Origin of the sequence: Nonomuraea purpurea, from assembly GCF_042650645.1 — a bacterium.
GTDB lineage: Bacteria > Actinomycetota > Actinomycetes > Streptosporangiales > Streptosporangiaceae > Nonomuraea > Nonomuraea purpurea.
Window position 1 is genome coordinate 562,384 of the sequence record NZ_JBHSBI010000001.1, and the last position, 20,300, is coordinate 582,683.

Here is a 20,300-nt window from a genome sequence, read left to right on the forward strand (position 1 = left end):
GGGGCACCGGGCGAACAAAGACTGTGTTTCAGCGTCCGGCGCTGACCAGGGTGTCGATCAGGAACGCGACCAGCCGGTCGTTGTCCACCGAGTCGAGCACGTCGATGGGCTCGACGTCGGGGACCCGCAGCCCGGTGGCCCGCAGCGGCCTGGTCCAGGCGATCGGGCGGCCACGCGTCAGCGTGCCGTGCAGCTCCACGGCCGCTCGGGTGCGGCGCTTGGTGACCAGGCCGGGATCGAGCAGGGCGGCGACGGCCAGTGGGTCGTGCAGGTGGCAGCCGGGCAGGCCGCGCGCCTCGGAGACCCAGCGGATCCAGGGCCTGGTGGTTTCGGCCAGGTAGTCGGCCATCGGGCCCGCGCCCGCCAGGCGTTCGATGTCGCCGAGGGTGAGCGAGGTCAGCCGGGTGACGTCGTAGGGCACCAGGGTGATCGGCGCGCCGCTGGTCAGCACGAGGTGCGCCGCCTCGGGGTCGTAGCCGAAGTTCAGCTCCTGCAGCAGGTCGGGCACCGCGAAGGCGCCGCCCATGATGGTCAGCGAGGCCAGCTCGGCGGCGAGCTGGGGGCGCAGCTGCAGCGCGTGGGCGACGTTCGTGAGCGGGCCGACGGCCACCAGGTGGATCTCGCCGGGGGAGGCGGCGACGCGGCGGACGATCTCGACGGCCGCGTCCGGCGCGCCCAGGCCGTCGAACGGGGAGGAGGGGACGATGCCCCGCCACAGCTCGCGGGCGGCGTCGGTGTCGCGGCGGCTGTCCAGGTCGGCCCGCCACGGCGCGGGGTCCTCCACGAGGGGCGCCGCCGCCCCGGGGAAGATCGGCACGTCGTGGGCGCCGGCCCGGGCGAGCAGGTCGCGCGCCACCGCGACGCCCACATCACGCGGGGTGTTTCCGGCCACCACGGTGACGGCCTCCAGCGTGACGCCGGGGGCGGCCAGCGCCAGGCCGAGCGCCAGCCCGTCGTCGATGTCGGAGGCGGGGATCGAGTTCCCCGGATCGCAGTCGATGATCATGCGCATGAGCTGGCTCCCTACTCTTTCGTACCGCTGCTGGCCAGTGAGGCCGTGAACTGCCGCTGGAAGATCAGCAGCACGAGCAGCGGCACGCCGGCCGCCAGGATGGCCCCCGCGAACATCTGCCCGTAGTCGACGCCCAGCTCACCGGCGAAGTCCGCGATCGCCACCGGCGCCACCTTCATCGCCGGGTCAGGCGCGATCAGCAGCGGCCACAGGAACGACTGCCACTGGAAGACGAACACCACCAGCCCCGCCCCGACCAGCGAAGGCCGCGACAACGGCAGGTAGATGTGGCGGAACACCCCCCACCACGACAATCCGTCCATGCGGGCCGCCTCGGCCAGCGACGGCGGGACGTTCAGGAAGAACTGGCGCAGCAGGAAGATGGCCAGCCCGCTGCCGATCCCCGGCAGCACCAGGCCGATGTAGGTGTTCTGCATCTCCATCGCGCGGAACGTGGTCGCCAGCGGGATCGCGATCGCCTCGAACGGGATCAGGAAGCTCAGCACCAGCACCCCGAACAGCGGGCCGCGCCCGGGGAACTTCAGCACGGCCAGCGCGAACGCGGCGGTGGCCGACAGGAACGTGCCGAGCACGACGCTGAAGAACGCCACGATCACCGAGTTGATCATCGCCCAGTGGAACTCGCCGCCGAGCAGGGTCACGAAGTTGTCGAAGGTGACCGTCTCGGGGATCAGGGTGTGCGGCGACAGCGGATAGAGGTAGCGGAAGACCTCCTCGCTGGGCCGCAGCGCCGAACTCAGCGCCCACACCAGCGGCAGCACCGACAGCACCGCCGCCGGGATCGCGATCCACAGGGCTCTGCGCCCCGAACGGGTCTCGGCCTTCGTCGCCGACATCGTCAGTCCTTCCCCGGCAGCAGCCGGAACTGCAGCGTCACCACGGCCAGCACGATCGCGATCAGCACCACGGTCCCGGCCGAGGCGGCGGCCATGTCGCCGGTGACGTAGGCGCGCTCGAACACCTGGTTCATGATCAGGTCTGTGGAGCCCTGGGGGCCGCCCTGCGTCAGGATCTGGACGGGGGCGAAGACCAGGAAGTTCGAGACGGTGTCGGCGACCAGCACGAACATCAGCGGCCTGCGCAGTCCTGGCAGGGTGATGTTCAGGAACGTGCGCCACGAGCCCGCGCCGTCGATGCTCGCGGCCTCGTACAGGCTGGCCGGGATGTCCTTGATGCCCGCCACCAGGAACGTCATCCAGTAGCCGACCCCGACCCAGCTGCACACGATGATGATCGACAGCAGCGCCGTGCTCGGGCTGATCAGGAAGGGCACGCTGGGCAGGCCCATTGCGTTGGCGACGGCGTTGAGCGGGCCCTCGGGCCGCAGGGCCACCGCCCACACGATCGCCGAGACCGTCTGCGGGACCGCGACGGGCAGCAGGATGAGCGTGCGCCACAGGCCCACGGCGGGCACCCGCTTGCTCAGCGTGACCGCCAGCCACAGCGCCAGCGCGATCTGCAGCGGGTTGACGATGACGCTGAACAGCAGCGTGACCTTGAGCGAGTTGAGGAAGGTGGCGTCGGCGAACAGCCGGGTGAAGGTGTGCCAGACGGGCCGCCCGTCCGGTGGTTGCAGGGACGAGACGATGGCGCTGATCGACGGCCACAGCCGCAGCAGTGCCAGGGCGATGATCGCGGGCAGCAGCATGACGGCCGCCGTCGTCCACATCGAGCGCCGCGCGGATCTCACTGGTGCAATGCCTTTCTGGTCAGCCGAGGTCGCGGTAGCGCTGGAGTTGCTGGTCGAGCTGCTCCTGGGCGTCACGGAGCGATTCGGACACGTTCGCGCCGTTGCGGATGTCGGAGAACGTCTTGTTGATCGTCGTCTCGAAGTCCACGTAGCCGACCGTGCGCGGGCGGTGATGGGCGGTGGTGTCCATCTCGTGGGTGAGCAGGGCCTCGTAGCCGGCGACGGACTCGCCCGCGTCGCTGACGGTCTTTTCGATGTAGCGGTCGAAGGCGACCTTGTTGACCGGCGGCAGCGTCTGCTTGCCCGTGGTCGCCAGCGCCCCGGCGGAGTCCAGCGACAGGAACCGGGCGAACGCCCGCGCCTCCTGCGGATGGGAGCTGTAGGCGCTGACGCCGACCCCCCACGAGTCGGTCGGCGTGGCCGGCTTGCCGCCCGCGAAGTACGGATGCGGCGCGACGCCGAAGTTCAGCCCCTTGGTCCCGGAGAACTTGCCGATGCGGCCGGGGCCGCCGACGAAGAAGGCGAGCTGGCCGGAGGCGAACACGTCCGGCATCTGCTCGGGCCCGATGCCGAGCGGAGCCAGCCGGGAGGTGTGCAGGCCCTGGTACCAGTCCATGACCCGCTTCCAGCCGGGGTTGTCCACGGCGGGGGTCAGCCCGCCCGGCCCGGTGAGGCCGTCGCCCGCGCCGGCGGAGGCCAGCATGGGCTGGAGCTGGAAGTAGCGGTCGACCTGGTCGAATCCGAGCCCGTAGCGGGCCCCGGCCCGCTGGGCCGCCTGGGCCTGCTCGCCCACCTGCTCCCAGGTCAGCCGGTCGGCCACGGCCGATCCCGGGGCTTTGACGCCGGCCTTGGCGAGCAGGTCGCGGTTGTAGTACAGGAACGAGCTGGAGGTCCACAGCGGGTAGGCCCACACCTTGCCCTCCCAGCTCACCGAGTCGAGGGCGGGGCCGACGACGGCCTGCGCGATGGCCTGGCGGTCGTCGCTGACGTCCAGGAGGAAGCCGCGCGAGGCCTGGCTGGGCACCCGGGGCGGGTCGGCGGCGAAGACGTCGATCGACGGGTCCTGGCTGCCGACCCTGGCCTGGACCTGCGCGTTGAGGTCGTTGAACGGAACCGGCTGCTCCTCCACGCGCACGCCGGGATGGCGCTGCTCGAAGAGCTCGATGGCCTGCGTGAACGTGCCGGCGGGCTGCGAGTGCAGGAACCGGATGATCCGCGAGCCGTCTTCTGCCACCGTGCTGCTCGTCCGCCCGACGCACGCCGTGGCCGCGAGGGCGACGACGCACAGGACGATCGGCAGCCGGGCTGATGGGGAACGCGTGACTGCTCCTGACCTCGTGGTTTACCCAATTCGAACTAAGACGTTAACCGGGAAATGTCATGACCACAAGTCGGGGTCACGGTTCGACGAGCCCGGCCCTGATGGCGTAACGGGTCAGGTCCAGCCGGTCACGCATGCCGAGTTTCTGCAGGATGTTGGCCCGGTGCCGGTCCACGGTCTTGACGCTGATGACGAGCGTCTCGGCGATCTCCTTGGCCGAATTGCCCTCCGCGATCAGCTTGACGATCTCCTCCTCGCGCGGCGTCAGGATGCTCTCCGGCATGCGCTCGCCCTCGCGGTCGCGCTGCAGGTAGTCGCGGATGAGCGCGGTGATCGCGCCCGGGTAGAGGAACGGCTCGCCGCGCATCGTCGCCCGGCACGCCTCCAGCAGGTCCTGGTCGGCGACCGACTTGAGCACGTAGCCGGAGGCACCGACCTTGAGCGCCTCGAAGAAGTACTGCTCGTTGTCGTACATCGACAGGATCAGGATGCGGATGCCGGGCGCGCGGCGGGAGATCTCGCGGGCGGCCTGCAGCCCGGTCATGCGCGGCATCGCGATGTCCAGGATGGCCAGGTCCACCTCCTCCTCCGACGCGGCCGCGACGGCCTCCGCGCCGTCGGCGGCCTCGGCGACGACCTCCAGGTCGGGTTCGGCGTCGAGGATCAGCCGCAGCCCCTGGCGGACCAGCGAGTGGTCGTCGGCCAGCAGGATCCGGGTCTTGTTCACGTAAATGAGCTCCTGTCGGCGCGTCGTGGGATGACCAGGCGCACACACGTCCCGCCGCCCTTCGGGGACTCGACGGTCAGACGGGCGCCGATCAGCAGGGCGCGCTCGCGCATGCCCCTGATCCCCGCGCCGTCCTTGAGCACGCCGCCCTGCCCGTTGTCGGTGATGCGCAGCGTCAGCCGGCCGTCCTCCGTGGCGAGCGACAACTCCGCGCGGGTGGCGTGGGCGTGCCTGGCGATGTTCGTGAGGCTCTCCTGGGCGATCCGGTAGAGGACGAGCTCGACCTCCGCCCCCAGCGCGGGGTGGTCGGGCTCCACCGAGCGGGTCACCTTGATGCCGCTCATCTGCGAGAAGTCGCTGCACACGGCGCTCAGCGCGGCATGCAGCCCGAGATCTTCCAGTACGCCGGGACGCAGCCGGCGGGCGACCTGCCGCACCTCGTCCAGGCTGGCCCGCACCGTCTCCTGCACCCCGTGCAGCTCGTCCTCCAGGTCGGCGGGGGCCCGGTCGACCACCCGCTTCAGGCCCAGGAGCACCACGGTCAGGCTCTGGCCGATCTCGTCGTGCAGCTCGCGGGCGATGCGCTGCCGCTCGCCCTCCTGGGCGGCCAGCGCGTAGGCGCTGCTCGCGCTGCGCTCGGCCTCCAGGCGGTCGAGCATGGCGTTGAACGTGCAGATCAGATGGGTCAGGTCGCTGTTGCCGCTGTCGGCCAGCCGGTCGCCGGTGCGCAGCAGGTCGACGCGCTGCATCAGCGTGGTCAGCGCGTCCAGCGGCGCCAGGCTGCGGCGCAGCAGCAGCGCGTTGGCGGCCAGCATCAGCGCCAGGCCGACCGCCAGGACGGGCACCTCTGCCAGCATGACGGGGGCGGAGACCGTGGCGGGCGAGACCGCCAGCACAATGGTGCCCGCCGCGAACACCAGCCCGTTGATCGCGAACAGCCGACGGAACAGCGCCTGCGCCGGAGGGCGCGGCGTGCTCCCCGGCCGGTCGTGTACAGCGCTGTCGTTCATTTCACCAGCCTCTTCGTCAAAAGGTGCGGTTGTCCATGCGGCCTGACCCGCATTTATGGCTTCTGTTACTACATGTTCTATCCCTGCATAGATGGGTGTTGGACCCAATGTTGTCCGAAACGTCCCGTAGGCAGACTGATACGGAGCCGATGGGAGACAGGGACATGGACGACATCCGCAGGACCGTGCCCGGTCTCGTCGAACGGACTAGAGGGGTCATGCAAGCCAGCAATATCGCCGTGAAGCTGCCCACCGTGACCGTCGACGACCCCGTGACCAAAGCGGTGCGCATCATGGCGCTGGGCCGGATGCCCGGCCTGATCGTCGTGGACGACCGGGGCCGCCCGTCGAGCGTCCTGCCCGGCACCCAGGTGCTGCGGCTGGCCGTTCCGGGGGCCTACCAGGAGGATCCGGCGCTGTGCCGGACGATCGACGAGGCCCACGCCGACCTGTTCTGGGGTGAACTGGGCGATCTGACGGTGGGCGACTGCCTGCCGAGCCGGCCGGCCACGCCCGCCACGGTGCCGCTCGACGCGACCCTGCTCGAAGTGGCCGCGCTCATGGCCAGGCTGCGGAGCCCGATCGTCGCGGTCGTCGGCCGCGACGGCACCCTCGCCGGCGCCATCACCCTCGAACGGTTGCTGACCAGCCTGCTCCTCGCCGGCTCGGACGACTAACCCCCTTTACGCAAAACCTTCGGGCGTGTGCCGGGCGGCCACGCCCGCTGCCGCATGCCCGCTCGCCTTTGGAGGTCTTCGCCGTGCTCCTGCATCACTCATGTTCACGGGTTGAATCCGCGTCCACGCCGGCCGGACCGCCGGGGCACGACGGATGAGCCCTTTCATCGCACTGGCGATCTTCCTGGTGGCCTTCTTCTTCATCGCCACGGAGAAGGCCAACAAGGTCAAGGTGGTGCTCATCGCCGCCGGGCTGATGGCCGTGCTCGGCCTGGTCCCCGGCGCGCAGGTGTTCTACTCCGAACACGAGGGCATCGACTGGAACGTCATCTTCCTGCTGTTCGGCATGATGATCATCGTTGGGATCATCAAGCAGACGGGCGTCTTCGACTATCTCGCCATCTGGGCGGCCAAGAAGTCGAAGGGGCGGCCATACCGGCTGATGGTCATGCTCATGGGCATCACCGCGATCGCCTCGCCCTTCCTCGACAACGTCACCACGATCATGCTGGTGGCGCCGGTCACCGTGGTCGTCTGCAACCGCCTGCACATCCCCGCGCAGCCCTACCTCATCGCCGAGGTCCTCGCCTCCAACATCGGCGGGGCCGCCACGCTCATCGGCGACCCGCCGAACATCATCATCGGCAGCCGCGCCGGCCTGACCTTCAACGACTTCCTCATCCACATGGCGCCGATCGTGGTCGTCATCTTCGCCGCCTTCGTGCTGTTCAGCAGAGTGCTGTTCCGCAACTCCTTCCAGTACAACGCCGACCACGTGGCCGAGGTGATGGCGCTGCAGGAGAAGCGGGCCATCACCGACCCGCGCCTGCTCGTGCGCTGCCTGGTGGTGCTGACGGCGGTCGTCATCGGGTTCGGCCTGCACGCGGTGGTGCACATCGAGCCGTCCATCGTCGCGCTCGTGGGCGCCGGCGTGATGCTGCTGGTCTCGCGCGCGAACGTCTCCGACGTGCTGGACGAGGTCGAGTGGCCGACGCTGGTGTTCTTCATGGGCCTGTTCGTCATGGTCGCGGGCCTGGTCCACACCGGGGTCATCGCCTCCATCGGCACGTGGGCGCTGGACATTCTGGGCGACGACTACTTCGTCGCGGCCACGGCGCTGCTGTTCGGATCGAGCGTGCTCGGCGCGTTCTTCGACAACATCCCCTACGTCGCCACCACGGCCCCCATCGTGGAGGGCGTCGTCGCGCAGGTCCCCGACCCGCAGACCGGCCAGGCCCTGTGGTGGGCCTTCGCCCTGGGCGCCGACTTCGGCGGCAACGGCACCGCGGTCGCGGCCAGCGCCAACGTGGTCGCCATCGGCATCGCCGCCCGCACCGGACACAAGATCAGCTTCTGGCAGTTCACCCGGTACGGGATCGTCGTGACGATCATGAGCACGCTGATGGCATGGGCCTACGTGTGGCTGCGCTACTTCTCCTGACCCGGCGCCCCTGAGCTCGGACCAGGGGAAAATCAGGGACGATCACCGATGGGCCGGCCGTCTCCTGCCAGGCATCGTGGGATCATGAACACCACGAACCGTCTGGCCAGGATCTCCTTCACGGCCGGCCCCGCCGCCCTGCTGTGCGGGTGGCTCCTCATGGGTCCCGTCAGCGGCGAGGCCGTGCCCAGTCCCTGGTGGGTCGCCGCGAACGCGGCCTGGCTGGCCGGCTTCCTGATGCTCGGCGTCATGACGGTGGCGCTGCGCGGCATGGCCAGGCCCGTGACCGGCGGACGGCGCGTGGTGGTCGACACGGCCACGGGCATCGCGCTGCTCGGCCTGGCCGCCAACCTCGCCCAGTGCGCGATCGCCGTGTATGCCGCCTTCGCCGCGACCGGCGCGGACGGGATGCGGACGCTGCTCGACCAGGTGCGGGGCTACCCGGGGGTCGAGGTGAGCCTCTACACGGCAGGACCGCAGCTCCTCTACCCCGCCCTGGTCGCGCTGGCCGTCATGCTGGCCGTGCTGGGGCGGGTCACCGTCGTGAGCGTCGCCGTCACCGCGGCCGGCGTGGTGGTGCTGATGGCGGGCATGGCCCAGGCCGGTCAGGACTCCGCCCTGGCGGGGGTGGGCATCGCGCTCATGTGGCTGGGCATGCTGCTGCTGGGCCGTGGCACCTCCTCCTCGCCCAGAAACCCGGGCCTCGGCCTGCCCGGCAGCGTCGTCAACCCGCGCTGAGCACCCCGGCCGCCCCGTCGCGGTCATCCGGTGGGGTTTCGCTCAGCCGCAGCTCCGCTCGTACGGCCGGTCGGGCAGGTGGCGCTGCCACTCCGCTTCGGTCAGCGTCCGGCCCGCCCGCGCGCACACCGCCGTGACCAGCGGCCCGACCGCGACCGGAAGCCGGGTCAGCCGCCCCGCCCTGCCGATGGCCAGCAGTTCGGCCGAGCCGGCGGAGAAGGCGATCGAGCGCGCGCTGTCCGGCAGGCCAATCACGGGGCCGACGCGCTGCCCCTGCCGCACGTCCCACAGGGTCAGCGTCTTGTCCTGCGAGGCGAAGGCGAACAGGTGCCCGTCCGGTGAGAACGCCCCCGCCCACGACGCCGCCCCCACCCGCAGCCAGTCGCCGAGCTGTCGTCCCGTACCGGTGTCCCAAATGCCGATCTTTCCGAAGAAGTCGGCCGCGACCAGCTTGAGGTCGGCGCTGAACCAGATGTTCTGCGCCGTGGCGGGCAGCGGCAACCTCGGCCCGAACGCGCTGCCCGACTCCAGATCGACCAGCCGCAGCAGGCCCGCGTCCAGGCCCACCAGCCGGCCGTCCGCGCCGACCGTCCAGCCGAGCAGCCGCGGCCTGGGCACCTGCTTGAGCCGCCGCCCTCCGGGGACCTGCCAGAGTGTGAAAACGCGGTCGCCGGCCGTCCAGACCCCGGCGGGCGACAGTTGGACGGCGTTCGCCTCGTACACGCTCGCCGACGGCGAGGCGACCCCGGCCAGGGTGCGCCGCGTGGCCGTGTCCAGGACGACGACGCCGCCGCTGCGCCTGAGCGCCAGCCGCCCTCCGTCGCGGCTGAAGGACAACTCGCTGTCGTAGGGCTCGAAGGCCCCCAGCTCCACCCGCGCGCCGTTGAGCGTGACCTGGTGGGCGTCCAGCGCGTGCGTGGCCAGCCAGCGGCCGTCGGAGCTCAGCCGCACCTCGTCCATGGGCTCCTCCGCGGTGAAGGGCGGTTGGAGGGTGACGACGGTGTCCTCGCTCAGGTAGCGCAGCCCGTCCCGGCCGAACGCCAGCGCGCTCACCGGGTCGGCCACCGGGCGGTCGAGCAGCAGCGGCTCGTCGGCGCCGACCTGGTAGACGCGGACGGCCGTGCCGATGCCCGAGACCAGGTTCCCGTCCCCGCTGAACACCGGCCTCGCCAGCTCCTCCCAGTCCGCGATCGTGAAGATCTCCTCCCGGGTACGGGTGTCATACACCGTGAGCCCGTCGTCGTCGGCCACGGCCAGCCGCCGCCCGTCGGGGCTGAACGCGGAGACGGTGGCGCAGGCGGCGCAGACGCCGGGGAAACCGCGCTGGGCCCGCCCCGACGGAAGCGCCCAGCGGGTGCCGCCCGACACGGCGTAGCCGCCGCCCGGGTGCACGGCCACGCCGGCCATCGTGGGCAGGTCGGTGCTCGCGCCGGTACGCGGGTCGTGGACGGAGCGGCCCTCGCCGATGCCGATCACGAGAAAGCCGCCGCTGAAGGCGATCGTCAGGTCGAGCTCGTCCGACGCGGGCGTGCGCCGGCCCGTCGGCCTGCCGGTGGCCAGGTCCCACAGGCCGACGCCCCGGTCGTCGGAGACGGCCAGCAGCCGCCCGTCCTCGCTGACGGCCGCCTGCCGCAGCCGCCTGCCGGTCAGCCCGAGCCCGGCGAACCCGCCCGCCCGCCTGCCGGTCGCCACGTCCCACACCCTGACCTCGTCCGGGCTGACACTGATCAGCGAACGGCCGTCGGCGCTGAGCGCGCGCACCACGTCAGGGCCCGTGCCGGGGTCGTGGAAGGCGCCTCGGGCCTGGTCGGCGGCCGAGGCGAGCAGGCTCGACCTGGCTTCGCCCGTCGGGGCCAGGCGGCCCGCCGCCGCGCTGAGCAGCATGCCGAGCACCGGGTCCTTGCCGCGGACCGAGTCGGCCGCCGCCGCCAGCCGCGCGGACTCGGCCTCGTCGCGCTGCTCGGCCAGCGTGAAGCTCTGCCGCACCGCCAGCCCGCCCGCCGCCACCGCCAGCGCCAGGCACACCGCCAAGGCGACGGAGACGGCCCTGGTCCTGCGGGAGCGGCGCCTGGACAGCGCGGCGCCGGCCGCCAGGAAGTCCCGTTCGGCCGGGACGAGGGTGATGTTCCTGCGCTCGGCAGCGGCCCAGCGCAGCGCGTTGTCGAGCGAGCTGCCCTGGAACAGGTCGCCGTCCCTGCGCCCGTGCTCCTGCCAGCGCCAGGCCGCCGCGCAGATCTCGCGGTGCACGGCCAGGCCGTCCCTGTTGGCGGCGATCCAGGCACGCAGGCGGGGCCAGGCCATGGGGAGGGCGGGACGCGTCAGACGGATCGGGTCGGTGCCGGAGACCAGGTACGCGAACGCCCGAAGTACCCGCTCGGCCCCCTCGGGCAGCTCGGACCTGCGCGGCTCGCGCAGCGTCAGCTCGCCCTCGGCCGTCACCGTGACCAGGCGCAGGAACACCTCGGGGACCAGTTCCTTGTCGGCGGGCGAGAGCGCGGTGTAGACGTCCTCGGCCATCACCCCCAGCGACGGGTCGCCCTCCCGGAAACCGCCCGGCAGGTGGCCGTCGCCGGCGCCGCGGGCGAGCAGCCGCGACAGGTCCAGGCTGTCCTCGCCGCTGACCAGACCGAGCAGCAGCTCGCGGGCCGAGGGGCGGCGGGCGGGGTCCTTGGCCAGCGCCGAGCGCACCAGGCCGCGCAGCGATCCCGGCAGCACGTCCAGGTCGGGCTCGTGGGTGAGCACACGGTGCATGACCGCGGCGAGCGACTCGCCGGTGAACGGGTCGGCGCCCGTGGCCGCGAACAGGACGACCGCGGCCCAGGCGAACACGTCGGCGGGCGGCCCCGCGCGCTCGCCGGACAACGCCTCCGGCGCCATGTAGCCGGGCGTGCCCGTCACCACGCCCGTCGAGGTGAGCGACATCTCCAGCGTGCGCGCCACCCCGAAGTCGATCACGCGGGGCCCGTCGGGGCCGAGCAGCACGTTGTCGGGCTTGAGATCGCGGTGCACGACGCCCGCGTCGTGGATGGCGGTCAGCGCCGTGGCGATCGCGGTGGCCAGCCGGTGCAGGTCGTCGCCGCGGAAGACGCGCCCGGCGGCGCGCAGGCTGGGGCCCTCGACGTACTCGCTGACGATGTACGGCCTGGGCCCGTCGAGGTCGGCGCCGAGCACCCTGGCCGTGCAGAACGAGGCCACCCGCTGCGCCGACACCGCCTCCTTGACCAGGCGCTCGCGCAGCTCGGGACGGCTGACCGGGTCGCCGCTGAGCACCTTGACCGCCACCCTGGCGCCGTCCGGGTCGTAGGCCTCGTACACGACGCCCTGGCCGCCCGCGCCCAGCCGGCTCGCCAGCCAGTAGACGCCCAACCTGCGCGGATCCCCGTCGATGAGTGCGCTGCCCATGCAGGGTTGGACGACGGGCGGGGCCATCTGGTTGTAGGCGATCACAGTGGCGGGTGGTGCGTTAGGGTGATCGCGAGGCCGCGCGTCGAAACGGGAGGCCGCGTGACGAAACCGAACGCGGCCCGGCGATGGGGGACCGGGCGTGAGCGGCCAGTGAGAGGGGCGCGCGCTTGGAGGCAGCGGAGTTCCGACTGCTGGGGCCTGTCGGGATCTGGGCGGGTGACAGACTGCTCGGGCCCTCGACCGCGCAGCAGCGTTCCGTGCTGGCCATGTTGCTGTTACACCCCGGCCGTACCGTGTCCGTCGATCGGCTCGTCGAGGCCGTGTGGGGGCAGGAATCCCCGGCGTCGGCGCGCAACGCGATCCAGGGCTACGTGTCGCGGCTGCGGCGCGTGCTCGCCGACGTGCCGGACGTCGAGCTGGTCACCTCGCCGCCCGGCTACCGGCTCGACCTCGATCCGCTGCGGGTCGACCTGTACCTCGCGCGCCACCTGGTCCAGCGGGCGCGCACCGCCGACCTCGCGGAGTCGGCCGAGCTGCTGCGGCAGGCGCGGGAGCTGTGGAACGGGCCGGCGCTGGCGGGCGTCGCGGGAGAGTGGCTGGTCGAGGCGTTCGGCGCGGCGCTGCATGAGGAGCTGCTGGTCGCCGTCGAGGAACGTGTCGCGGTCGATCTGCGGCTGGGGCGGCATCGCGAGTGGCTGGCCGAGCTGCCGGTGCTGATGAGCGAGCATCCGCTGCGGGAGCGGCTGGCGGAGCTGATGATGACGGCCCTGCACCAGGTCGGACGGCGGGCCGCCGCCCTGGAGGTGTTCCGCACCACCCGAATGCGGCTGGTGGAGGAGCTGGGGATCGAACCCGGCGGCGAAATGCAGCGCCTCTACCAGGCCATCCTGCGCGACGACGCGGCCGACCCCGCCCAGGAGGTGGCCGCACACCGGGAAAACACCGCGGACACACCCGCTGAAGGCCCCGGTCGGACGGTCACCTCTCCGGGGCCATCGCAGGGTGGTTCGCCGGATGGGGGGCCGGGTGCCTTTTCAGGCCCGGCGCAGGGTGGTTCGTCGGATGGGGCGCGGGCCGGGCGGCCGGATGCCGCTCCGGGGCGAGTGCCGGCCGAGCGGGCGGGCTTCTCCTCGCGGACGCGCCCAGGACCGGGCGAGCGCGCACTGTCCGATCCGGGTGGCGATGGCGAGCTCCGGCCGGGGGTGGTGCCCGCCGAGGTGCCCGCCGGCGTGGCGGCGTTCGTCGGGCGGGAGGAGGAGGTGGCGCGCGTGCGCCGCGCCCTGGCGGAAACCGGCGGCGACCGCGTCCGGATCTGCCAGATCAGCGGCATCGGCGGCGTCGGCAAGTCGGCGCTGGCCATCCGCGTCGCGCACGCCCTGGCAGAGGAGTTCCCCGACGGCCGCCTCTATGTGGACCTGCACGGCGCCTCCCCGCAGATCGGGCCCGTGTCGCCGGTCGAGGTGCTCGGCCGGTTCCTGCGTTCGCTCGGCCTGGGCGGCTCGGCCGTCCCGACGGATCTGGAGGAGGCCGCGGGCCGGTTCAGGTCGCTGACCGGCGGCAAGAGGATTCTGATCATCCTCGACAACGCCCGCGACGCCGCCCAGGTGCGCCCGCTGCTCCCCGGCAGCCCGACGTGCGCCGTGCTGATCACGAGCAGGCGGATGCTCACCTCGTTCGAGGGCGCCGTCCGGGTGCCGCTGGACGTGCTGCCGGGCGAGGACGCCCTGGCCCTGCTGACCCGCATGGTCGGCAAGGAGCGGATCGAGGCGGAGTCGGCCGCCGCGCGGGAGGTGATCCGGCTGACCGGGGCGCTGCCGCTGGCGTTGTGCCTGGCCGCGGCCCGGCTGGCCACCCGGCCGTCGTGGCCGGTGTCGCTGCTGGCCAGGCGGCTGGCCACCGCCCGGCGCCGCCTTGACGAGCTGCGGGCCGACGACCGGGCCGTCCGCGCCAGTTTCCAGGCCGGCTACCAGGATCTGGCGGCCGATCCCGACGGCGCGGCGGCGGCCAGGATGTTCCGGCTGCTGAGCCTGCTGGACGGCGCGGACATCAGCCTGACCACCGCGGCAGCGCTGGCCATGCTTTCCGAGGAGCGCGTGCACCGCCTCCTCGACCTCCTGGTGGACTCCCAGCTCGTGCAGAACCACGAGCCCGACCGCTACCGCCTGCACGACCTGCTGCGGCTGTTCGCCCGTGAGCGCGCCGAGGAGGAGGAGAGCGAGCCGGCCCGTCTGATGGCGGTGCACAGGGCGCTGCACTGTTACCTGGCCGGCGCGCGTACCGCGATCAGGATGCTGAAGGCGGACTTCTCGTGGCGCACGGAGATCGGCCCGAACCCGCTCGCCCACCCGGGGGCGGTCCTGGAGACGAACGAGGACCTGCAGACCTGGATCGAGGCCGAGAAGGACAACATCGTGGCGGCCGTCGCCCAGACCGTGGGCACGCCCATGGCGGAGTTCGGGGTGGCCCTGGCCACCGCGTTCGCGATCCCGCTCTACGACGCCGGACACTGGCTCAACCTCTACACCCTCAACGGGCTGGCGCTGCGCGCCGCCGAGACGACGGGCGAGGCGCGGTACGAGGCCTTCGCGCTCGGCGACCTGGGCTGGGCGGAGGTCTGCGTGGGCAAGCAGAGCGAGGGCATCGTCCACCTGCAGCGGGCGCTTGCCGCCCACCGGCGGCTGGGGGACGTCCACCGCGAGGCGGCCCTGCTCGACCACATCGGCATGGCCCACAGAGGCATGGGCCGTTTCCACGAGGCCGTCGATTACCACGTGCGGGCCATCGCGCTCACCAGGAAGCTGGGCAACCGCTGGGCCGAGGGCGGCAGCCTCAGCCACCTCGGGCTGGCCTACCAGCGGATCGGCTGGTTCGACGAGGCCATCGACGTCTGCTCCCAGGCGATCGACATCCTGGAGGAGGCGGACGTGATCGTCGACCTCGTCAGCGTCATGGGCAACCTCGCGGAGGCGTACCGGCTGGCGGGCCGGCCGCAGGAGGCGGTGACGCACTACCGGCGGGCGCTGGCCCGTTACGAGGCGGCCGGTCTCGGCGGCGACTACCGGGAGGCGGAAATCATGTGGGGGCTCGGAAACGCGCTCAACGACGGGGGTGAAAACGTCGAGGCGCGCCTGTTCTGGAACCGGTCGATCGGGATTCTGTATCGCCTAGGCCTGGTCACCTCCGAAGAAAGACACGCCATATATCACAGCGCCGTTCCTGCGACTCCGCAGGTCATCCAGCGCATGCTCTGAACGCGGTCATACACCGCCAATTCTCACGGCCTCGCTGAAAATTCGCTGAAATTCCGCTAGACCCGCCGCCCGTTGACCCACACGTTGCGCAGCTCGAACCCCGTCACGTCGCGCACCACGTCGGCCTCGGCCATCTCCTCGAAGACGCTGTCGGCCACCCGGACACCCTTGATCGGGTTGTCCGGGTTGCCGATCAGGTTGAACGCCCTGGGCGCCCGCCCGGCCCGCAGCCGCCGCACGTGGATGCCTCCGACGTCGGGGAAGTAGGGCCCGGTGTGCTTGTTCTCGTAGTTCAGCGCCACCTCGATGACCGCGTCGGCGGCCTGCCCCACGGTGATGTCCCTGAAGTAGACGTCCCGGACGTAGCCGCCGCGATCGGGGTTCGTCTTGACCCGCACGGCCCGTTCCAGACGGGCGCTGCTCATCGTGCAGTCCCACGCGAACACCCAGCGCACCCCGCCGGTGGTCTCGCTGCCGATCGTCACGCCGCCGTTGCCGTCGCGCATCACGCACGAGTCCACGAGCACGTTCATGGACGGCGCGTTCACCCGGCGGCCGTCGGCGTTCTTGCCCGCCTTGATCGCCACGCAGTCGTCGCCCGTGTCGAACTCGCAGCGCTCGATGAGCACGTCCACGCATGACTCGGGGTCGCAGCCGTCGTTGTTCGGCCCGTGCGGGCTGTCCACGGTGACCTCGCGGATGGTCACGTTCGTGCACAGGACCGGGTGGATGTTCCACATGGGCGAGTCCTTGACCGTCACGCCCTCGATGAGCACGTTGCGGCAGCGGTAGAGCTGGATCAGGTTCGGCCGCAGGTAATGCCCGGCGCCGAAGACCCGCTGCTCGACCGGCACGCCCTCCTCCGCCATGCGCGCCAGCAACTCCTTGTCGGGCCGCTCGGACGGCGGCGGATCGCCCGACCAGTCCCACCAGTGCTCGGCGTCGGCCTGCCCGTCGATGGTGCCCGAGCCGGTGATCGCGACGTTCACCCGATCCAGGGCGTAGATGAAGGGGGAGTAGTTCATCAGCTCGACGCCCTCGTAGCGGGTGTGCACGACGGGCAGGTAGTCGGCCGGGTCGCGGCTGAACGTGAGCGTCGCGCCCGCCTCCAGGTGCAGTTCCACGTTGTCGGCCAGGTGCACGGCACCGGTGAGGTACGTGCCCGGGGGCACGAGCACGCGTCCGCCGCCGGCCGCCGAGCAGGCCGCGATCGCCTGCTTGAAGGCGTCGGTGCAGGTGACCGTCCCGTCGCCGACGGCTCCGTAGCGGGTGATGGGGAAGGTGCGGCGGGGGAAACGCGGCGGCTTGATCCGCCGCCTGATCGCCGGCACCCTGGCCCACGCCGCCGCCTCGGAACCCGAGCCGCCGGACGGGCTCGTGGTGGCCTCCGCCCGGCTTGCCGTGCCGGCTGCCAGCAGCCCGCCGACCGTCCCCGCCAGGAAACGCCTGCGCGACTGACCGGAAAACCGTTCGTTCATCGTGTGCCTCCGTAGGCCATGGAGATGCCGCGCCGCTCGACCAGCGTGTGCGTGCCGACCTGGTACGGCTCGCAGCGCCGCACCGCCGTGTAGAAGTGGTGCAGCCGCCCGCCGTGGGAGACGACCGCGGGCTTGTGCGCGTAGGTGTCGTCGGCCGAGCCGGGCGGCCCCACGTCGATGAGGATCTCGTCGCTCTTGTGCCAGGTGCGCAGGTCGCGGGAGACGGCGTAGCCCTCGCGGGCGTGGCCGTCGAAGGAGAGCCCGAAGTAGAACATCACCCACCAGTCGCCGTCCCGCAGCACGCACGGGTCGGAGGCGAAGCGCTCGTCGAACGCGCCCGCGCCGCCGTTGCGCACCACGGGTTCAGGGCTGGGCCGCTCCCAGCGTTCGAGGTCGGGGGAGACCGCGTAGCCGATCTGCTCGCGCCAGCCGTCATAGGTGCGGTTCTTGGCGTTGTAGAAGCAGTAGTACAGGCCGTCGTGGCGCAGCAGCCACGACTTGTACAGCCCGCCGCGCTCCCACGCGCCGCCGTCCTGCGGGCGCAGCACCGACCCGGTGTCCTTCCAGGTGCGCAGGTCGTCGCTGACGCAGAACCCGATGACCGCCGCGCCCACCTCCATCCCGGCCTGCGGGTAGGCGTGGTAGGTGCCGACCGCCCGGCCGTCCAGCCAGTTCACCTGGCCGGCCGAGTCGAGGCGGTTGTCGCGGACGATCGAGGTGAGCGCGGCGTTGTAGCGCCGGTACGGGTGGCCCGGGTCGCGCGGCAGGATCATCTCGCCGGGACTCCACGTCACCAGGTCGGTCGAGCGGCTCAGCGCGCTCTGGTAACCGACGCCGTCGAAGCCGACGTACGTCATCAGGTACTCGCCGTCGTCGGAGCAGACGAACGGGCAGTCGACGAAGAGGCCGTCGAAGCGGTCGGGTTCCCCGGAAGGGCCGACGAGCAGCCGCCCGGCCTTGTGCGGGGTCCTGATCGCCGCCGGGTCGTAGCCGCTCACCGGCTCGCCTCGAACGTCCATCGCCCGGCCGGCACCTCGAAGGCGCGGGCCCCGGCCCGGACGGCCGCCTCGGGGGCGGACAGCCGGTCGAGACCGAGGTCCGGCAGCCGCACCTCGGCCGACGAGCCGGGCGGCACCTCCACCTCCAGCAGGAACGCGCCGTCCTGCCTGCGCCAGGAGACCGCGACCCGCCCGTACGGCGTGGCGGTGCTCGCCCGCACCGACTCCAGATCGCCCGGCGCGGCCGGCTCGACGATCAGCCGGCGGAACCCCGTCGAGCCGGGCGCCTGGCCGATCCCGCCGAGCCCCCGGTAGAACCAGGCGTCGATCGCGCCCAGCATGTAGTGGTTCTGCGACAGGCCGCGCGTCGGCCCGTCCCAGGCCTCGGTCAGCGCGGTGGCGCCGTGACGCACCTGGTAGCCGTAGCTCGGATGCTCGGTCGAGGTGGCGAACTCCCACAGCGCCTCGTGCCGCCCGGCGCGGCCCAGCACCCGGAACAGCGCGGGCAGCGCGATCTCCCCGACGGTGATGCCGCCGCCCCGCACGGCCTCGCTGATCCGCTCCAGCGCGCCGGGCCGCTCCGGGACGAGGCCCATGTCCAGCGTCAGGATCTCCGACGCCTGGCTGCCCGCCCCGGAGAAGCGTTCGCCGAACGCGGCGACGATCCCCTCGGACAGGGCGCGGTAACGCTTGGCGTCCTCGTCGCGGTCCAGCGCGCCGGCGGTCCTGGCCATCGTGTCGGCCGCCCGCCAGTAGCCCCAGGTCGAGACCAGCGGTATGGGCGTCTCCTGGTCCAGGCCGATCCAGTCGCCGAGCCCGTAGCCGAGGATGCCGTCGTCGGCCCGGCTCGTCAGGTAGTCGACGTAGCGGCGCATCGCGTCGTAGTGGGTCCGCATCGCGGTCCGGTCGCCGTAGCGGCGGTAGAGCTGCCAGGGGATGCGCACGATCGCGCCGCCCCAGTTCGGGTCGTCCCTGAACGGGGCGTCGAACACCAGGAACTCGGGCGCGATGTCCGGCACCAGCCCGTCCTCGGTCTGCGCCTCGGCGATGGTGACCAGCAGCTCGCGGTAGTAGGCGGCGACGTCGTAGTTGTTGGCGACGACGTCGAACAGCAGGTGCGTCTGCTCCAGCCAGCCCAGCTTCTCGCGGTGCGGGCAGTCGGTCAGGACGCTGTACATGTTGCCCCGCACCGCGCGGTCGATGATCGTGTGGATGTCGTTGACGAGCGCGTTGGAGGTCTCGAACGTGCCGACGGGGGTGTTGTCGGCGCGCAGCACCAGCGCCGTCACGGCCTCCGGGCCGAGGTGTTCCGGCAGCCCCTGCACCTCGACGTAGCGGAAGCCGTCGTAGCGGAAGTCCGGGTGCCAGGTCTGCGGGCCGTCCTGGGTGACGTAGGTGTTGAAGATGGGCGCGCCCGTGGTGGGCTTGGACTGGATCACCCGGCCGTAGGCGTCGAGCTGGTCGCCCGGCACCAGCCGCAGGTAGCGGCCGGCCGGCAGGTCCAGGCTGAGCTCGGCCCAGCCGGCGACGACGGCGCCGACGTCGAAGACGGGCGTGCCGTCGGTGGCGACGAGTTTGGCCGTCGCGGGCAGCCGCTCGGTGACCCTGATGGGCGGGCAGGCCCGCGAGCGCAGCGTCTCGGTGGTGTCGTCCAGGACGGTCACCGGGCGCCAGGCCGAGCGGTCGGCGCCCGGGGCGTCCCAGCCGGGGATCCGCAGGCGGGCGTCGTGGTCCTCGCCGCCGAACCAGTGCGAGCGCACGGTCGGGCCCTGCGTGGCCAGCCAGCCGGGTCCGGTGTGGAAGCGGCCGCTCGACCCGTCGGCGTACTCGACCTCAAGCTGCGCGATCGCCTTGGGCGCGGCCTTGGAGCCGAAGAACTTCATGTAGCGGTCCTGGTGCGGGAACACGTGCGCGATCCCGGGGCCGAGCGCGACGCCGACCGCGTTCGCGCCCTCGCGCAGCAGCGCCGTCACGTCGTGCGTGGCGTACGCGACGCGCCGGGTGAAGTCCGTGTACGGCGGCTCCAGCACGGCGTCCGTCACCGGCGTGCCGTTCACCGAGGCCACGTAGACGCCGAGCCCCGCGACGCGCAGCCGGGCCCTGACCACCGGCTGCGCCAGGGTGAACTCCCCGGCGAGCAGCGGGAGCGGGCGGCCCTCGCCGGCGCGCGGATTGCCCTCGTCGTGCCAGTCGGGGTGGGTGATCCAGCGGGCCGTCCAGTCGTCCGCGCCCGCCTCGAAACGGGCACTGGGGCTCCATTCGGACCAGCCGTGCGCGTCGCGGACCCGGACCCGCCAGTACACGGTGGCGCCGCCGCCCGGTGGGCGTCCCCCGTACTCGACGCGCTGGTCGGCGCCCTCGACCTCGCCGGTGTCCCACAGGTCGGCCGCCCCTTCCCGCGTGCCGGCCTGGACGTGGTAGCCGCGCTGCTCGGAGCCGTCGGTGAGTTGCCAGCTCAGCGGGGGCCGGGGGAGTTCGATGCCGAGGGGGTCGGTCAGGTCGCACGTGCGCAGGTTCGTCACCATGACTGG

14 protein-coding genes are annotated in these 20,300 nt (G+C 72.0%); 4 read left to right on the forward strand and 10 right to left on the reverse strand.

What is annotated here, in order from left to right; genetic code table 11:
- Positions 1-28 precede the first annotated feature (28 nt).
- The 6 genes from ACFOY2_RS02665 to ACFOY2_RS02690 all read right to left on the reverse strand — a co-directional run bounded on the left by ACFOY2_RS02665 (position 29) and on the right by ACFOY2_RS02690 (position 5,781).
- Positions 29-1,012 (reverse strand): nucleoside hydrolase, encoded by a 984-nt coding sequence (locus ACFOY2_RS02665; protein WP_379526266.1) that lies wholly within the window; start codon positions 1,010-1,012, stop codon positions 29-31.
- A gap of 11 nt (positions 1,013-1,023) precedes the next feature.
- Positions 1,024-1,869 (reverse strand): carbohydrate ABC transporter permease, encoded by an 846-nt coding sequence (locus tag ACFOY2_RS02670; protein WP_379526267.1) that lies wholly within the window; start codon positions 1,867-1,869, stop codon positions 1,024-1,026.
- Positions 1,870-1,871: 2 nt separating this feature from the next.
- Positions 1,872-2,723, reverse strand: a complete 852-nt coding sequence (locus tag ACFOY2_RS02675; protein WP_379526268.1) for a carbohydrate ABC transporter permease — start codon at positions 2,721-2,723, stop codon at positions 1,872-1,874.
- A 19-nt stretch (positions 2,724-2,742) separates the two neighbouring features.
- Positions 2,743-3,957, reverse strand: coding sequence for an ABC transporter substrate-binding protein (locus tag ACFOY2_RS02680; RefSeq protein WP_379526269.1), 1,215 nt, complete (start codon positions 3,955-3,957; stop codon positions 2,743-2,745).
- 163 nt (positions 3,958-4,120) lie between these two features.
- Positions 4,121-4,771 carry a response regulator gene (locus ACFOY2_RS02685; RefSeq protein WP_379526270.1) on the reverse strand — a complete coding sequence of 217 codons (651 nt, stop codon included), beginning with the start codon at positions 4,769-4,771 and terminating at the stop codon, positions 4,121-4,123.
- A complete protein-coding gene (locus tag ACFOY2_RS02690; protein WP_379526271.1) occupies positions 4,768-5,781 on the reverse strand; it encodes a HAMP domain-containing sensor histidine kinase in 1,014 nt (337 codons plus the stop codon). The genes ACFOY2_RS02685 and ACFOY2_RS02690 overlap by 4 nt, the downstream gene beginning before the upstream one ends.
- Before the next feature lie 149 nt (positions 5,782-5,930).
- Between ACFOY2_RS02690 and ACFOY2_RS02695 the strand changes: the two genes are divergently transcribed.
- From ACFOY2_RS02695 to ACFOY2_RS02705, 3 genes are all read left to right on the forward strand, one after another.
- Entirely contained in the window at positions 5,931-6,458 is a 528-nt protein-coding gene (locus tag ACFOY2_RS02695) for a CBS domain-containing protein (protein WP_379526272.1), read from the forward strand.
- Between the two features lie 154 nt (positions 6,459-6,612).
- On the forward strand, positions 6,613-7,899 hold the full coding sequence (locus ACFOY2_RS02700; RefSeq protein ID WP_379526273.1) for an ArsB/NhaD family transporter: 1,287 nt from the start codon (positions 6,613-6,615) through the stop codon (positions 7,897-7,899).
- Positions 7,900-7,983: 84 nt separating this feature from the next.
- Entirely contained in the window at positions 7,984-8,637 is a 654-nt protein-coding gene (locus ACFOY2_RS02705) for a hypothetical protein (RefSeq protein ID WP_379526274.1), read from the forward strand.
- A 42-nt stretch (positions 8,638-8,679) separates the two neighbouring features.
- Here the strand turns inward: ACFOY2_RS02705 and ACFOY2_RS02710 are convergent, their stop codons facing one another.
- Complete coding sequence (locus ACFOY2_RS02710) at positions 8,680-12,084, reverse strand: WD40 repeat domain-containing serine/threonine protein kinase (protein ID WP_379526275.1); 3,405 nt, start codon at positions 12,082-12,084, stop codon at positions 8,680-8,682.
- A 125-nt stretch (positions 12,085-12,209) separates the two neighbouring features.
- Here ACFOY2_RS02710 and ACFOY2_RS02715 point away from each other — a divergent pair, with 125 nt between their 5' ends.
- Positions 12,210-15,293: an AfsR/SARP family transcriptional regulator gene (locus tag ACFOY2_RS02715; protein ID WP_379526276.1), complete on the forward strand. Its 3,084-nt coding sequence runs from the start codon at positions 12,210-12,212 to the stop codon at positions 15,291-15,293.
- 56 nt (positions 15,294-15,349) lie between these two features.
- Here ACFOY2_RS02715 and ACFOY2_RS02720 read toward each other — a convergent pair whose 3' ends face one another.
- The 3 genes from ACFOY2_RS02720 to ACFOY2_RS02730 are packed head-to-tail and all read right to left on the reverse strand — an operon-like array spanning position 15,350 to position 20,294.
- A complete protein-coding gene (locus ACFOY2_RS02720; protein WP_379526277.1) occupies positions 15,350-16,771 on the reverse strand; it encodes a glycoside hydrolase family 28 protein in 1,422 nt (473 codons plus the stop codon).
- A complete protein-coding gene (locus ACFOY2_RS02725; protein WP_379526278.1) occupies positions 16,768-17,790 on the reverse strand; it encodes a hypothetical protein in 1,023 nt (340 codons plus the stop codon). The genes ACFOY2_RS02720 and ACFOY2_RS02725 overlap by 4 nt, the downstream gene beginning before the upstream one ends.
- A complete protein-coding gene (locus ACFOY2_RS02730; protein ID WP_379526279.1) occupies positions 17,766-20,294 on the reverse strand; it encodes a family 78 glycoside hydrolase catalytic domain in 2,529 nt (842 codons plus the stop codon). The genes ACFOY2_RS02725 and ACFOY2_RS02730 overlap by 25 nt, the downstream gene beginning before the upstream one ends.
- Between the last annotated feature and the right edge of the window lie 6 nt (positions 20,295-20,300).